Origin of the sequence: Prevotella sp. S7 MS 2 (assembly GCF_000762865.1) — a bacterium.
GTDB lineage: Bacteria > Bacteroidota > Bacteroidia > Bacteroidales > Bacteroidaceae > Prevotella.
The window spans coordinates 21357-37953 of record NZ_JRPT01000047.1 but is presented as its reverse complement, the minus strand read 5'-3'; the positions used below and the strand labels follow the sequence as shown (position 1 = coordinate 37953).

Here is a 16597-nt window from a genome sequence, read left to right as displayed (position 1 = left end):
CTCAAACCATTATTACTATGAACAAAAAAATGCTATTCATAGGCAGAAGAAACATTGCTAAACAAGTGAGACTTCTCTGCCTTGCAGGGTTGTTGCTTCCTATGCAGACCTTTGGTAAAAACCATCTCATCACTGTCTCAGGCAAAAATGCCCCCATCATCACAGTGATGAAACAAATAGAAAAACAGTCCGGACTGACTTTCTTCTATGACAATTCACAGGTAAACACCAACAGAAACGTTTCCATATCGGCAAAAGACCAAAGTTTGGAATCTGTATTGGCTACACTTTTCGCCAACACTGCTGTCAGCTACAAGGTGATGAACAAGAATATTGTGCTCACCACTAAGAACGAAAGTAGAACTGCCGGCAGACAAGCTCAACTAAACGACCAAGCCAAAAAGCGTATCACAGGCGTAGTAGTCGATGGAACAGGCACGCCCATCATCGGTGCTACCGTCAAGTCTAAAGACGGAAAGTCGGCAGCTGTAACCGACATTGACGGCAACTTTGTGATAGAGACTGCTCCCGGTAGCGAATTAGAAATATCATACGTAGGCTATCAGACAACTACGATAGCTGCCGCAGCCAATGGAAAGATGAATGTAACAATGCGTGAAGACCAGAAACTGCTCGACGAAGTGGTAGTTGTGGGTTATGGTACGGTACGTAAAGCCGACCTAGCCGGTTCAGTTTCGGTGATGAACGACAAGGCATTCAAAGACCAGCCCATTACCGACGTGAGCCAAGCATTCCAAGGTCGTATGGCTGGTGTGAACGTAGTACAAAGCGGTGTACCCGGTGGTAACGTAAAAATTCGTGTACGTGGTTCCGGTTCTATCAGCCGTAGCAACGACCCATTGTATGTAGTAGATGGCATTGTACGCGAAAGTGGACTGGAAGGTATCAACTCTGAAGACATTCAGAGCATTCAGGTATTAAAGGACGCATCGTCTACTGCAATCTATGGTAGCCGTGGTGCGAATGGTGTAGTATTGATCCAGACCAAGAGTGGTAAGCCCGGTATGCAGAGCGTAACGTTTGATGCCAGCCTAGGAGTGTCTAGTGCTACACACATGCCTAAGGTAATGGATGCCAGAACTTATGCCCAAGCATTGCTCGATGGTGGTAAAGTGGCCAACAAAGCAGAATTGCAAAGCTATCTAGACGGTTCTGATAAAGGTATCGACTGGATGGACGAGATATTGCGTACAGGCATTACCCAGAACTACAAGGTCGTATTGACAAAGGGAAATGCCGACACACAATATTATATTAGTGGCAACTATCTGAACAACAAGGGTGTAGTGAACCACACAGCTTACGAGCGTTATCAGGCTAAGATGAATATACACTCAAGCATTTACAAATGGCTTGACGTGACAGCCGACCTGCAATATGCTCATAGCAAGGGTACAGGTGCGGGTAACTTTGGTATGAACGAAAGCAATAACGTATTGTGGATAGGATACAACTACTCTCCTACTATGCCAATGTACGACAATATGGGCAACTTCCACAAGGACCCATACAACTCTATTCAAAGCAACCCTTACGGACTCTTGGCAGGAAATGCTTCGCAAAGTCGTCGCGATATTATCAATGGTCGCATCGACTTGAAGTTCAACATTCTTCCGGGTTTGACATTCACAACAACCAATGGATTCGATTATTATGACGGTAAAGGCTACTCGTTTGCATCTACTCGTGTTCAGCCTTCCAACGGTATGGGTAACGACGACATGCAGCGCATGATGCTACAGACCACCAACAACCTGACCTATTTAGGTAATTGGGGCAAGCACTCGCTTACAGCTACCGGTGTATTCGAAGCTAGCCGTAGCACAACCAGACTGATGGGTATCAATGGAAAGAACCTACAGACAGAGAGTGTAGGTTGGTGGAATGTGAATAATGCCGTCAACCGTGGCGCAAGCAACGGATATAGCAAATGGGCACTATTGTCTGGTGTCGGACGTTTGATGTACAACTATGCCGATAGATATATGACTACAGTTACATTCCGTGCCGATGGTAGCTCTCGATTCTCAGACAAGAAGTGGGGATACTTCCCATCTGTGGCTGCAGCATGGACCGTAACCAACGAAGATTTCATGAAGAATGTAGACTGGCTTAGCAACTTAAAGCTACGTGCTAGCTACGGTGTGATTGGTAACCAAAGCATCGACCCATACAGTACATTGGGTAATATGGCTGCCACGGGTTACGATTTCGGCACACCAAACATCTACACAGGCTATTGGGCAGCAGGCATTCCAACACCCGAACTGACATGGGAAAAGACCAAACAGTTTGACTTTGGTGTAGACATGGCTTTCTGTAACGGTCGTGTAGAGCTCTCTATCGACTACTTCTCAAAGAAGACTACCGACGCATTGCTTCGTACCCAGTTGACCGACTATCTTGGTGGAACTTCTTATTGGATTAATGCCGGTGAAGTTTCTAATAAAGGTATTGACGTAAGTTTAACCGGTCGACTCATTCAGACTGCCGACTTGCAATGGACATCTACCATCAATGGAACGTGGTTAAAGAATAAGGTTACGAAACTTACAGCCGAAAACCCAATCATTTACGGTAGCACACCATCTCCAGGAACAGTAGATCCTGCTACAATCGTGAAAGAAGGAGAAGCCATCGGTACATTCTATGGTTATCGTTGGGCTGGTCTTAAGGATGGATTGGATAGCTATTACGACAAAGACGGTAACATCACGGCCGAGCCAAAGGGCGAAGACCGCACGGTACTTGGATGTGCTAACCCTGACGTAACTATCGGATGGAACAATACCATTACTTATAAGGACTGGGAATTGAATGCATTCTTCAATGGCGCTTTTGGTGCACAACGTCTTAATCTTGTACGCTTTGCCATGAACTCAATGGTAGGTTCTTCTAAATTTGTGACCGATGCCGACTACATTTCACAAATAGGCAAGACCATGCCGGCACTGAATGCAGCAGGAAACAAGAACTATGGTAACTCAAACAAGTGGTTGGAGAATGCCGACTATGTAAGATTAGAAAACATCAGCATAGCTTATAACCTGAAAAAACAGTTGACTCGCTTTGCCGATGTACGCTTAGCTTTCAGTGTTCAAAATCTCTTTACCATCACAGGATACAAAGGTATAGATCCCGCAGGTATATCATTCTCGGCCAACAGTGTTGACGTAGACCATGGTATGGATATGGGTGCATATCCTTGCCCAAGGACATTTACCTTTGACGTTCGTTTCACCTTCTAATCAGAATTACGTATGAAAAAGTATATATTATTGTTAGCAGCCACCGCAGGTTTGCTAGTATCATGTACCGACCTTACTGAAGATCCAAAAGGTCAGTTAACAGAAGCGGGCTATTTCTCTACACAGAGCGAGCTCGACATGGGACTCTTTGCACTCTATGAGCAAGTGAACCATTTGCAAAACTTCACCAATATGCTCTATCCACAGTGGCAGGGAGACGACATTACAGCCAACCCCGGCTCTAACAAACAGGCTTGTGCAGAGATAGACAAGTTCTCGGTAAGCAATAATAACAAGGGTATTAAAGATGCATGGAAACGATACTACAACTTGATTAAGGCTGCCAACCTCATCGTTGATAATGTAGAGAAGACGCCAACAACCAAAGAAGAAATCAATATGGCACTAGGCCAAGCTAGATTTTGGCGTGCTTATGCCTACTATTATCTCGTTAGAATCTTTGGACCATTGCCTGTCAATCTGCACAATGCCAATGATAAAGGGACTACACCTCTTACCAATGAAGCCGGTATCTACAAGCTTATCGTAGAAGATTTGGAATTCTGCGAGAAGGTGTTACCCACAAAATACGATAAAGAACCTCGTCGTTTGTTCAACGTCGATGTATATATCACCCAGCAAGCAGCGAAATCTACTCTGGCAGCTGTCTATATGTCGATGGCCGGTTATCCATTAAATCTTGGTAAAGATTACTATGCTAAGGCTGCAACCAAAGCCAAAGAAGTGATAGACGGTGTAAAGGCTGGAAAATATAACCTACAGATGGACGCTGAATGGAAGAATGTATATTCGTATGGTAACAACTATAACAACGAGACCGTATTGGGTATTAACAACTCTCCGTTGAAGAACTGGAATACCGATTCAGAGTTCTCTAGCTGTAACTTATTTGAATCTCTCGACGGATGGGGAGATGGATGGGGAGAAATTAAGTTCTGGAAAAACTTCCCTGAAGGCCCTAGAAAGGCAGCCGTTTACAGTCCAAAGATTCGTATGAAAGACGGTAAATTGGTTGATTGGTGGGAAAAGAAGGATGGAAAACCTGTTGTAGCAGAGTATCATCCTATGTTTACAGTCTTTACACTCAATGCCGATGAGAAGGGGAAAGAGGTACGTGCACCTTACGACTACACCAAACCTCCTTACTTAGGAATGTGTACCGACACTCGTCACAAACTGATTCGCTATCCCGAAGTCATGTTATGGTACGCAGAATCAGCTGCTCGTAGCGGCAGTTCGGACTTGACACAGGCCAAAGAGTGCCTGAAAAAGGTACGTCAACGTGCTGTTAACGCTGTCGAAGCCGATAAGGTTGGAGGCGTAAGCATTGATGCGATGTCGGCAAATGAGCTTGCCGAGGCTGCATACATGGAACATGGATGGGAAGTTGCAGGCTATTGGGTAGCCATGGTAACCCGTCGTAGCGATGAGTTCCGTATGAATCGACTGAAAGAAAACTTCGAGTATAGAAAGGCAAACAAGCCTCTTGAAGTTGCAACAGGATTCACAGCACAAGAGAGTGTGTTGGTAACAGGTAGTTGGAGTGACAATCTGATCTATATGCCGTACCCGGATACGGAAGTAGAAAAAAATGGTAATCTACATAGATAAACAAAAAAAAGAGTGGCAATCAAAATTGATTGCCACTCTTTTTTATATGATATTCCTTAGAATTCTGCCGACTTCGGTGTACGTGGGAAAGGTATTACGTCACGAATATTCTGCATACCTGTAACGAAAAGGATAAGACGTTCAAAACCCAAACCGAAACCACCATGAGGGCATGTTCCGTATTTACGGGTATCGAGATACCACCACATATCCTTCATAGGGATATGACGCTCTTCTATTTCGCCCATCAGTTTCTCGTAATTCTCCTCACGAACAGAGCCACCAATGATTTCTCCAATCTGTGGGAACAGCACGTCGGTGCCCTGAACAGTCTTTCCATCCTCGTTAATCTTCATATAGAAAGCCTTGATTTCCTTTGGATAGTCGCTCATGATGACAGGCTTCTTGAAGTATTCTTCTACGAGATAACGCTCGTGTTCGCTCGCCAAATCCATGCCCCAAGATACAGGGAACTCGAATTTCTTGCCGTTCTTAACAGCCTCTTCAAGTATCTTCACACCCTCAGTGTAAGGCAAACGCACGAAGCTATCCTTCAAAATGCCCTGCAAACGCTCCAACAACGTCTTGTCAATCATCTTGTTGAGGAAAGCAAGATCGTCCTTACAATTGTCCAAAGCCCACTTCACGCAATACTTGATGAAATCCTCTTCCAAGTCCATCAAGTCGTTCATATCAATGAAAGCAACCTCCGGTTCAATCATCCAGAACTCTGCCAAGTGGCGAGGAGTATTACTATTCTCTGCACGGAACGTAGGACCAAAGGTATAAATCTGGCCTAGGGCTGTGGCTCCTAATTCACCTTCTAGCTGTCCACTCACGGTGAGTGAGGTCATCTTTCCGAAGAAATCATCCTCGTACTTAATCTTTCCATTCTCGTCTTTCTCCAAACGATAGAGGTTCTTCGTGGTCACTTGGAACATTTGTCCGGCTCCTTCTGCATCGCTAGCTGTAATCAGCGGCGTATTGAAATAGTAGAAGCCATGGTCGTGGAAATACTTATGAATGGCAATAGCCATATGATGGCGAATGCGCATCACAGCTCCAAAGGTATTCGTACGCAAACGTAGATGAGCATGTTGACGCATGTATTCGAATGATTGTCCTTTCTTTTGCATAGGATAATCGCTCGCGCAGAGACCATAAACTTCAATCTCACGGCACTGAATCTCTACGGTCTGACCTTGTCCTTGGCTCTCTACCAAAGTACCTGTTACGCAAAGGCAAGCCCCGGTAGTGATACTTTTGAGCATGTCGGCATCCACAGTCGTAGGGTCTACTACCACCTGTATGTTGTTAATAGTAGAACCATCGTTCAGCGCGATGAAGTCTACGGCTTTGCTACTACGATGGGTACGCACCCATCCTTTCACGATAATGTTTCGTCCAAAGTCGGTACTTTGAAGGGCATCGATGACTTTAGTTCGTTTCATATTGTTATGATAGAATCTTTAAAATACAACTTATTCAAATGCACCCATGCGGAGCATCTCTACTTCTTTCTCTGTTAAGAAACGCCAATCGCCACGGCGAAGGTTCTTCTTAGTCAATCCTGCAAACTGTACACGGTCGAGTTTGATGACACGATATCCCAAGCTTTCAAAGATACGACGTACAATACGGTTCTTTCCACTGTGTATTTCAATACCTACCTGACTCTTGTCGCGCTCGTCAGCATACTCGATTGCGTCTGCATGTATCTCTCCGTCTTCCAACTCAATACCATCGGCAATCTGCTGAATATCATGTGCTGTGACGTTCTTATCAAGATAAACATGGTATACTTTCTTCTTTAAGAACTTCGGATGAGTCAACTTACTAGCCAAATCTCCATCATTGGTAAGAAGCAATACACCTGTAGTGTTACGATCCAAACGACCTACCGGATAGATACGTTCGGGACAAGCATCCTTCACAAGTTCCATAACGGTCTTGCGTTGTTGTGGATCATCGCTCGTCGTCACGCAATCCTTAGGTTTGTTGAGCAATACATATACCTTCTTTTCCAAGGATACATTCTGGTCGTGGAACTTCACTTCATCTGTACGAAGCACCTTTGTACCCAACTCGGTAACGACGTTTCCGTTCACCGTTACCACTCCAGCCTGAATAAATTCATCAGCCTCGCGACGGCTACAAACACCTGCATTGGCCAAGAACTTGTTCAAACGAATCGGTTCGTTCGGGTCTATGTGCTCCTCCTTATACTCAATACGCTTCTTCAAACTGTATTTTGCATTAGGATCATAGCCCGGTGTGTGTTGGCGATAGCCGCCTTGATTGCCATAACCACCGCGATTATTGTAACCGCCACGATTGTTGTTTCCATAGCCACCACGGTTGTTATAGCCATAACCACCGCGATTATTACCATAGCCACCACGGTTATTGTTGTATACACCACGGCTGTTATAGCCACCTTGTTGACGAGGCTGGTATCCGCCTTCTTCACCATTGTTATTGTAACGGGGCTGATAACCACCCTGTTGACGCGGTTGATAGCCACCTTCACCATTATTATTGTAACGAGGACGATAACCACCTTGCTGCTGACGAGGCTGATATCCTCCCTCAACATTATTATTGTAACGAGGGCGATAGCCTCCCTGCTGACGAGGTTGGTAACCACCTTCACCATTATTATTGTAACGAGGACGATAGCCACCTTGCTGTTGACGAGGTTGATAGGGACGCTGTGGGGCGCCTTGAGCATTGCTCTGTAAACCTACGCCAAATCCTTCGGGGCGGAATCCACCCTCTGAATTACCTCCGTTCATGCTACCACGCTCGCTGCTGTAAGCACGTTGTGTATGGATACGGGGGCGTTGTGAACGTCCTGTTGAATGATAGTCTCTTGAATAGCTTCCTTGTGATGCATAGCCCTCACGGCCATTCTCGCTCTGTTCTGACGACAGATTCTGATTGTTGTTTTCGTTTTCAAACTCCATTTTAATTCTCTTTGTTAAGCCTCACGGCGGTTAATAAGTTGTTGAAATAAAATCTATAATGATAATTAATAAATAATTCGTCTCTCTATATATCGTTAAATTCCGGTATAATTCATCGGTGTAATGGCCATCAATTCGGCTTTCACACTATCGCTTACATTCAATCTGGCAATGAACTCATGAATCGTTTGCTCCGTCATCTTCTGATTTGTACGCGTCAAAGCTTTCAATGCTTCGTAAGGATGTGGATATGCTTCGCGACGAAGGATGGTCTGAATAGCCTCGGCTACCACCGCCCATGTATTATCCAAGTCTTCAGTTAGTTTCTCCTCATGGAGTATCAACTTGCGCAATCCCTTCAATGTACTCTGGATAGCTATTACTGTATGTCCTACAGGTACACCCACATTGCGAAGTACAGTAGAGTCGGTCAAATCACGCTGTAAGCGACTTACCGGCAGTTTCTGAGCCAAGAATTGCAACAAAGCATTCGCTATACCGAGATTACCTTCGCTGTTCTCGAAGTCAATGGGGTTCACCTTGTGCGGCATTGCACTCGACCCAACTTCACCGGCTTTAATCTTCTGCTTGAAATAATCCATGGAGATATACATCCAAAAATCGCGGTCAAGGTCGATGATGATTGTATTGATACGACGAATACCATCAAAGAGGGCACCCATATAATCGTAGTTGCTAATCTGAGTAGTGAATTGTTCACGATCCAGACCTAGTTTTTCTTTCACAAAACGATTACCAAAATCTTTCCAATCGTAAGCAGGATAAGCCACATGATGGGCATTATAATTACCTGTTGCCCCACCAAATTTAGCTGTAATCTTGCATGTCTTCACCATCTCCAACTGCTCCTTGAGTCGATAGGCAAACACCTCTATCTCTTTACCAAGTCGTGTGGGCGATGCAGGCTGACCATGAGTTTTGGCCAACATCGGCACATCTTTCCACTCTTCTGCATAAGTCTCCAATTGCGCAATGAGTTCTTCTATCTGCGGATAGAACACCTCTGTCAAAGCATCTTTGATAGATAGTGGCACACTTGTATTATTAATGTCTTGCGAGGTCAACCCGAAATGCACGAATTCCTTGTATTCATCCAGTCCACCAATCTTGTCAAACTCTTCCTTGATGAAGTATTCCACAGCTTTCACATCGTGGTTCGTCACCTTCTCGATGTCTTTCACGCGCTGGGCACAAGCCTCATCAAACAGGCGATAAATGTCGCGTAGACGTTCAAACAGCGCATGGTCGAAAGAAGCCAACTGTGGTAAAGGAAGCTCACAAAGTGAAATAAAATACTCTATCTCTACACGGACACGATAGCGTATCAAAGCATACTCTGAAAAATAATTCGCAAGTGGTTCTGTTTTCCCTCTATAACGGCCGTCTACCGGAGAAATCGCCGTCAACTGATCAAGACTCATACTAATACGTATTTTGGTAATATATATATTATGGTACAAAGGTACTGTTTTGCCAGAAAACCAACAAAAGCAAACTGATAAAATAATCTAAAAAGAAAAGAGTCCTATAATCATTCCGACTATAGGACTCTATTGTGTGGGCGTTGACGGATTCGAACCGCCGACCCTCTGCTTGTAAGGCAGATGCTCTAAACCAACTGAGCTAAACGCCCTTACTCCTGTAAAGCGGTTGCAAAGGTAAAAGACTTTTTTGATACTACCAAATTTTTCGATGATATTTTTCAAAAAACAGTCAAATATCAACCCAAACAGGGTCTCATATCCTTATTTTTCTTTCTTCTTCCTATTCATCAACCACCCTATCAAATATGCCATGATGAGGACAACAAGCTCGGAATACACGATAAAAGCAACAAGCACGACAACCTAGAACACTGTTATCCATTAGTTTTAAAGCATAATCTACCTAAAAAGCTAATAAATAAAGCAGCTATCAAATATAGTAATACATACCCAACGCATAACGTATAATCGCCCCAATCAGTCCACCCCGGAATAATGCAAACCAAATCTCCCACTGCATCTTCTTGATAACAAGTAGCAGCTGGTGGCAAAGATAGTGAGAATATGAATGTAGTTATCAACCATGTCAGCATAGTAACTAAGCATGCAAAGAAGCGAATTACATAAGTACGACAAAAGATATGAACCGCCAAATCGACAATAATACCAGTTATTCCGAGTATCAATAACAGGTAATAATACAAGACACCCGCCAAAGAATCTCCTTGTTCCGGAAGCAGATAGCAGCAGCCTAATACAAATAATAAGAATATCAAGCCCGCTATGTAACCAACAAATACCGCAAGATATTTACGTAAATGCTTTATATAAAATCTCACAAAATTACTCATAGGCCATAAATAAAAAAAATCCCTGCAACCTTAAACGGCTACAGAGACTATCTCTATGTGGGCGTTGACGGATTCGAACCGCCGACCCTCTGCTTGTAAGGCAGATGCTCTAAACCAGCTGAGCTAAACGCCCTTACTTTCGTAAAGCGATTGCAAAGATAGAATACTTTTTGTACACTGCCAACTTTTTATGAAAGTTTTTTCATCTAAGCTCTTATTTTTTTCTTTTCAAGCCCCTCTCCTACATATATCGAGCCACTTATCTTATGTATTTCGCAGCGTTTCCCGATATTTCATGGGTGGCATTCCACAATGTTCTTTCACATATTTTCCAAAGAATGAGACGTTTTGGAAACCGGTCTTATGGGCAATTTCTTTGGCCGAGAGGTCGGTAGAGCGCAGATAATAATTAATATCTGCCAAAGTATACTCACGTATCCAATCGTTAGCTGTCTTGCCCGATTGCTTTTTACAAATAACAGTCAGGTATTTTGGACTGATAAACAGTTCTTGCGCATATTCCTCTACAGGCCGATGCTTCACCTCACTATTCTGCAATAAAGAGACAAAACGTGTAAAAATTCCGTCGCTGGCTTGATGGTCTTCAGGCACATTATTCATGCTATCGGTAAGCAAAGAACATAGTCCCAGCAACGCACACTTGATTAAAGTCTGCACCAACTCGCCCTTGAACGGTTTCCAAGCCGTTGATTGAGCACCTGCATCAATACAAAGCCCCAACAAACTATAAAACTGTTGGTAGAACAAAGTGTCTTGTTCGGTTAACTTCACCTTTGATATTCGATTCACATAAACAGCCTGCGTCCACACATTCATATTATTATGAAGGATGTTACGCAGCCCATTGGTCGTGATACACAGTACAGCGCATTCAAAATCGGGACTCACCATGACATTTTCTATCATGGCATTAGGAGCACATAAAATTGCCTCGCCCATACAAATCGTAACAGACACCCCATCCAATTGGCCTTGCATGCGTCCTCGTTTGCAAAAAGCTATCGCATTCATGTTTACTCGTATGGGATCAGGCTCAGACAGAGCACGAAGATTATCAATCAACATGATGTCCGAATCAGAATATCCTATTTCCACATGAGCACCTTCTTGAACATCTGCAACAACCTGTTGCCAATCTCTCACACGGCCTTTATGTTCCATTTTACTTCCTATACCATTTGATTTTGATACAAAAGTAACACTAAAACATCAAACAGACTATCCTTTTTAGATATTTTTATTGATCAGATACGATGATATTGTTGATCGAAAGGTAGGCGGAAACGGTCACCCCATACACCATCGGGTAGGCGCATACCACAGGTGATAACCATATTGATTTCGGTACCACAAGGCAAGTGTAGTGCTTTCTTGACAAGGGCACTATCAAAACCTTCGACCGGACAAGTGTCGTAACCAGCCTCACTCATAGCCAACATGAAGGTTTGTACGGCAAGTGCACAACTCTTATGGACAACCACCCTAACATCTTGTTCGCTCACTTGGCGCACCATAGGACGGAACAATCCGATGGTTTGCGCCAACAGTTTACGGAACAATCCCAACATACCGAAACAGCGAGCATACTGGAACGGCATCAACTTACCATAGTACATCTCCCAGCGTTTCGTACGTTTCTCGTGCTTTTCTGCCGGACTATTACGCTTCACATCTTCCACCAAGAATTCGAAATTAGCCTTCGCATGCCCCTTATAGAGGTCTTGACGCGTCACAAACACCACCATCTGTTGGGCGGTAGAAGCCGTTAACTGGTCCAGACAAGCATGCGTCAACTGCTGCAACACCCCCTTATCGGCCACATGATAGGCTTCCCACAATTGCATATTAGAACTAGTGGGTGCCAATGTCGCCATTTCTATACATTGGCACACGCGCTCACTGTCGAGCGGTTGTGCCGGGTCGTAGTGGCGAACGGCCCTTCTGTGATTTAAAATTTCCTGTAAAGTCATAAGAATTATATTAACCTCCCCCGTCCCCTCCCAAGGAGGGGAGTGCCTACAGAGACTATATTACATTGATAGTTGATTAACCCCCCCCGTCCCCTCCCAAGGAGGGGAGTAACTAAGAGGATTATATTGAACAACCGATTCCTATTCTCCCCTCTCCTTAGGAGAGAGGATGAAGGTGAGGTTTTACTTCTTCCTACACACGTTCATAACTTCTCCCCTCTCCTTAGGAGAGAGGATGAAGGTGAGTTTTTACTTCTTCCTACACACGCTCATAACTTCTCCCCTCTCCTTGGGAGAGAGGATGAAGGTGAGGTTTTACTTCTTCCTACACACGCTCATAACTTCTCCCCTCTCCTTGGGAGAGGGGACGGGGGTGAGGTTTTACTTCTTCCCATACGCCCTCGCTAGCCCCCCTTCACTCGTTTCTTTATATACCGAAGGCAAGTCGTGGCCAGTTTGCTTCATCACCTCCACCACATGGTCGAACGATACACGGTGTTTACCATCGGAGAAAGTTGAATATAGATTGGCATCGAGGGCACGAGCGGCCGCAAAGGCATTACGCTCGATACACGGAATCTGTACCAATCCGCACACAGGATCGCAAGTCATACCCAAGTGATGTTCCAATCCCATCTCGGCAGCATACTCTACTTGCGAGGGCGTACCGCCAAACAACTGGCACGAAGCGGCTGAAGCCATGGCACAAGCTACCCCTACCTCACCTTGACAACCTACGTCGGCGCCCGATATAGAAGCATTCTGCTTCACGATATTACCGAACAATCCGGCAGTTGCCAAGGCATGTAGAATCTTCGTTTCGCTGAAGTTATGGGCATGACGTAAATGATAAAGCACTGCCGGAATGACGCCACAAGCACCACAAGTAGGTGCAGTGACCACCGTTCCACCGGCCGCATTCTCTTCGCTCACAGCCAATGCGTAGGCATAAACCAGTCCGCGTGACTGCAACGACTGTCGGAATCCCTGAGCCTTCACATAATAGGTAGAGGCCTTACGAGGCAAATGTAACACACCGGGCAATACTCCCTCGGTCTCTATACCGCGCTTCACGGCATCCTCCATCACATGCCAAACCTCAGCAAGGAAATCCCATATATCTTTGCTTTCACACTGTTCCACATATTCCCAAAAGCTCATACCGTGGTCTTCGCACCACGCTTGAATCTCGGTAAGCGTATTCAACTGATAGGTATCTTCGACGTCTGCCAATGTATCTTCGATTCCCTCTGACAGATTTCCACCACCGATACTGTACACCGTCCATTCTTCCTTGATCTTCCCATCAGCATCAAAAGCTGCAAACTTCATACCATTCGGATGGTAAGGCAAGAAGACTGTAGGTTCCCAATGAATAGTTACGGGAGCCACAGGAGTAAGCACTTCCTCAATAGCCATATCCGTCATATGTCCTTTACCGGTAGCAGCCAGACTGCCATAGAGGGTCACTTCAAAGTGTGTTGCGTTTTCATGGCGTTCCACAAAAATCTTGGAAGCTCTATGAGGTCCCATCGTGTGACTGCTCGAAGGACCTATCCCAATCTTGTATATTTCTCTAATCGACTTCATAGGTTTATCATATCATTCGCTCCATGCGATTCATAAGCAAAAGTAATAAATAAGTATGGAATGCCAAAATATTCCCTTTCGTTTTGCTGCAGAGGCTTGGCAATCTTGCTGCATAGCTCAAACAGCATAGCTGAAAAGCCGAAACAGCATTGCTGCTGAAGCGAAGCAGCAGCCCCACCCTGACCCTCCCCAAAAGGGGAGGGATATATAGAGAGTTAACAAGTAGGCAAAATGGCGAGTAAACAAGGTTTCCATGGAGTAGATAAAGAGGTAATAGGAAGTAATTAAACAAAGAAACCGACCTACAGAAACAAGTCCATAGGTCGGTCCATCTAGTTATAATGACATATAAAAACTAGTGTCGATAGCTCACTTGACCGGCACCTGACACCCGCAGGCTCAACTGTCCACCGTTGTGGTCGAAGTATCTTAGCTCAATAGGATGCAGCCCCTTGCGCATGGCATGCTGCCCCACAACCTCTTGTGGTGAATGGTCTCCATCGTTATCGACGACCATCTGACCATCTACTTTCAGCCAACTACCGTCGTCGGACAACAATGCAAAAGTATAAATACCATCTTCGGGAACATCGATATAGCCCGTTATCACCAACCCGATGTTACCACTTACCTCTTTCGGAATCTCTACTTTATCAACTGTATAAGTGCCATTAATCGGCGCCTTCTCTATATCTGCACAACCGGAACCATCATATTCATGCCACACTACTTGCAATCCGGGGTTGACATTATCCGCAGATACGGCCGGAGCATAATCTTCTTTCTGATAACGGAAATGCACGGTGTTGTCTTTACGTCCATCAGTTCCGAACAAGCGGAACGCGAAATCGGTGGTAGAAGTCACACGCAACGGTGCGGTATAACGCTGTGAAGAGGCTTGTGGAATACTGCCATCAGTGGTATAACGTATCACAGCCGAGGGATCTTGACAATCTACTTTCACCTGCGCCTCATCGGTAAACACATTCACCCGATGGAATCCGGTGAGCGGTGGAATGCGATAAGTCACACCTAACTGTTGCAAACGAGGGTAATGAGCCACTACTCTACGATTGAAACCATCCCAGTCTTTACCCGTTCCATTCCAACCTAACTCAGCCACTGCCAACATTCGGGGGAACGACTGGAAAAACATTCGCTCGCGTGTGGGTACCCATTCCGTCCATAGATTGCCCTGTACACCGAGTACCAAGTGGCTGTTAGCCTCTGTCACTCCATTAGGACGCATGTTGTAACCATATATTTTTTGCATGCCGGCAGCATCGCCATCGTAGTCAAGATAGAATTCGGTATTCGGTGTTAGAATCACAGAATTACCGTGGTCTGCAGCTTGTTTGGGTGCCGATGGATTCCAGTTGCGCCACCACATCACCGTAGACGTAGCCGAGAGTCCACCTTCGATAATCTCGTCCCAGCCTATCATCTTGCGCCCATTAGCATTGATGAACTTCTCCATCTCATGGAGGAACCATGCCTGTAACTCATGCTCGTTTTTCAAATGCTGCTCTTTAATGCGACGTTGGCAGTCGGGACAAGTCTTCCAATTCTTCTGATCGACCTCGTCACCGCCTATATGTACATACTCACCGGGGAAGAGTGAGAACACTTCGCGCCATACATCCTTGCAAAAATCAAGCATGTGGTCTTTGCCGGGACATAGCGGTGTGGTGAACAATTTGCCCCAACCAGTCTGTTCAAAACACGAAAGTCTTTTGTAATTGGCAATAGCAGCCAAACTATGACCGGGCATATCAATCTCTGGAATGACGTCGATACCGCGGTCGCGAGCATAAGATACAATGGCACGAATATCGTCTTGCGTATAGAAGCCACCATACTTGCCATCACCACGTACATTCTTAGCCGCTGGCATGAGAGCTGGATTATCCTCCTTTTGGGCACGATTGATACAAACGGTATCCTGATTATTGTATGTACGCCAAGCCCCATACTGTGTCAACAGCGGGTACTTCTTGATTTCGATGCGCCATCCTTGGTCATCAGTGAGGTGCCAATGAAACTTATTTATCTTGTAAAGCGCCAACACATCAAGCAATTCCATCACCTCATCACGGGTAAAGAAATGGCGAGAACAATCTAGTTCCATGCCACGCCAAGCAAACTTGGGAGTATCGGTAATATTCACTGCCGGCACCGTCCAAACACGTTTTACAGCCTCGCGCGACTCTATTTGCACAGGCAACAACTGGCGGAGCGTAGCAATGCCATTCACCACGCCACGATAGTCGGCTCCCTTGATGGTGATACCACGCATATCGGACTGCAGTTGATAGCTACCACTAATACCCTTATTGGTCAACATAAGACGAATGGAACCTTTACCCTTCTTCTGACGAAAGGCATAACCGGTGGGTGTAGCCAGCAGTTTAGCTAAATAAGCAGCAGCCGGACGCAGCGAAGCATTATCACAACTGATAGTAGTTTTTGCGGTAAGCGTATAACCACCTTGCCCCCATTGCACGTTGGTAGGTTGCGGAATGAGTTGCGCATGAAGCGTAGAAACAACGGTAAGCAATAAAGCTACAAGTAGTATCCTGAATAATTTAAACATGATTTTGGGTTTATAAGTTATCGTATTATCTAAGTATATCCTATTAGCAAAATAGACATTACAAAAATAAGAAGAACAAATGAATTAATGGTATCATCTAGAAAACAATTGCATCAAAACCCATAAAAAAGAAGCAATTCGTGTACCGATGAAACAAAGAAAGCCTATCTTCAAGGCAAATAGGCTGGCATCGAAGCGAG

The 16597-nt window shown here is 44.9% G+C and carries 10 protein-coding genes and 2 tRNA genes; 2 read left to right on the top strand and 10 right to left on the bottom strand.

Annotated elements, in window-relative coordinates; genetic code table 11:
- The first annotated feature begins 17 nt into the window (after window positions 1-17).
- Together HMPREF0671_RS08730 and HMPREF0671_RS08725 are read left to right on the top strand one after the other, a co-directional pair.
- Entirely contained in the window at window positions 18-3269 is a 3252-nt protein-coding gene (locus HMPREF0671_RS08730; protein WP_052052955.1) for a TonB-dependent receptor, read from the top strand.
- A 12-nt stretch (window positions 3270-3281) separates the two neighbouring features.
- Window positions 3282-4901, top strand: a complete 1620-nt coding sequence (locus HMPREF0671_RS08725; protein ID WP_036899576.1) for a RagB/SusD family nutrient uptake outer membrane protein — start codon at window positions 3282-3284, stop codon at window positions 4899-4901.
- A 56-nt stretch (window positions 4902-4957) separates the two neighbouring features.
- Here the strand turns inward: HMPREF0671_RS08725 and asnS are convergent, their stop codons facing one another.
- From asnS to HMPREF0671_RS08675, 10 genes are all read right to left on the bottom strand, one after another.
- Window positions 4958-6352 carry an asparagine--tRNA ligase gene (gene asnS / locus HMPREF0671_RS08720; RefSeq protein WP_036899574.1) on the bottom strand — a complete coding sequence of 465 codons (1395 nt, stop codon included), beginning with the start codon at window positions 6350-6352 and terminating at the stop codon, window positions 4958-4960.
- 30 nt (window positions 6353-6382) lie between these two features.
- On the bottom strand, window positions 6383-7867 hold the full coding sequence (locus tag HMPREF0671_RS08715) for a pseudouridine synthase (protein ID WP_036899571.1): 1485 nt from the start codon (window positions 7865-7867) through the stop codon (window positions 6383-6385).
- A gap of 95 nt (window positions 7868-7962) precedes the next feature.
- On the bottom strand, window positions 7963-9309 hold the full coding sequence (gene purB / locus HMPREF0671_RS08710) for an adenylosuccinate lyase (RefSeq protein ID WP_036899585.1): 1347 nt from the start codon (window positions 9307-9309) through the stop codon (window positions 7963-7965).
- A 137-nt stretch (window positions 9310-9446) separates the two neighbouring features.
- Window positions 9447-9521: transfer RNA gene (locus tag HMPREF0671_RS08705), tRNA-Val, on the bottom strand.
- A gap of 225 nt (window positions 9522-9746) precedes the next feature.
- Entirely contained in the window at window positions 9747-10223 is a 477-nt protein-coding gene (locus tag HMPREF0671_RS12290) for a hypothetical protein (protein ID WP_156431053.1), read from the bottom strand.
- Window positions 10224-10281: 58 nt separating this feature from the next.
- Window positions 10282-10356 (bottom strand) — tRNA-Val (locus HMPREF0671_RS08695).
- A gap of 131 nt (window positions 10357-10487) precedes the next feature.
- Window positions 10488-11405, bottom strand: a complete 918-nt coding sequence (locus tag HMPREF0671_RS11810; RefSeq protein ID WP_052052954.1) for an AraC family transcriptional regulator — start codon at window positions 11403-11405, stop codon at window positions 10488-10490.
- 83 nt (window positions 11406-11488) lie between these two features.
- A complete protein-coding gene (locus HMPREF0671_RS08685) occupies window positions 11489-12214 on the bottom strand; it encodes a nitroreductase family protein (RefSeq protein WP_036899565.1) in 726 nt (241 codons plus the stop codon).
- A gap of 381 nt (window positions 12215-12595) precedes the next feature.
- A complete protein-coding gene (locus HMPREF0671_RS08680; protein ID WP_036899562.1) occupies window positions 12596-13804 on the bottom strand; it encodes an L-serine ammonia-lyase in 1209 nt (402 codons plus the stop codon).
- 355 nt (window positions 13805-14159) lie between these two features.
- A complete protein-coding gene (locus tag HMPREF0671_RS08675) occupies window positions 14160-16397 on the bottom strand; it encodes a family 20 glycosylhydrolase (protein WP_036899559.1) in 2238 nt (745 codons plus the stop codon).
- Window positions 16398-16597: the final 200 nt, after the last annotated feature.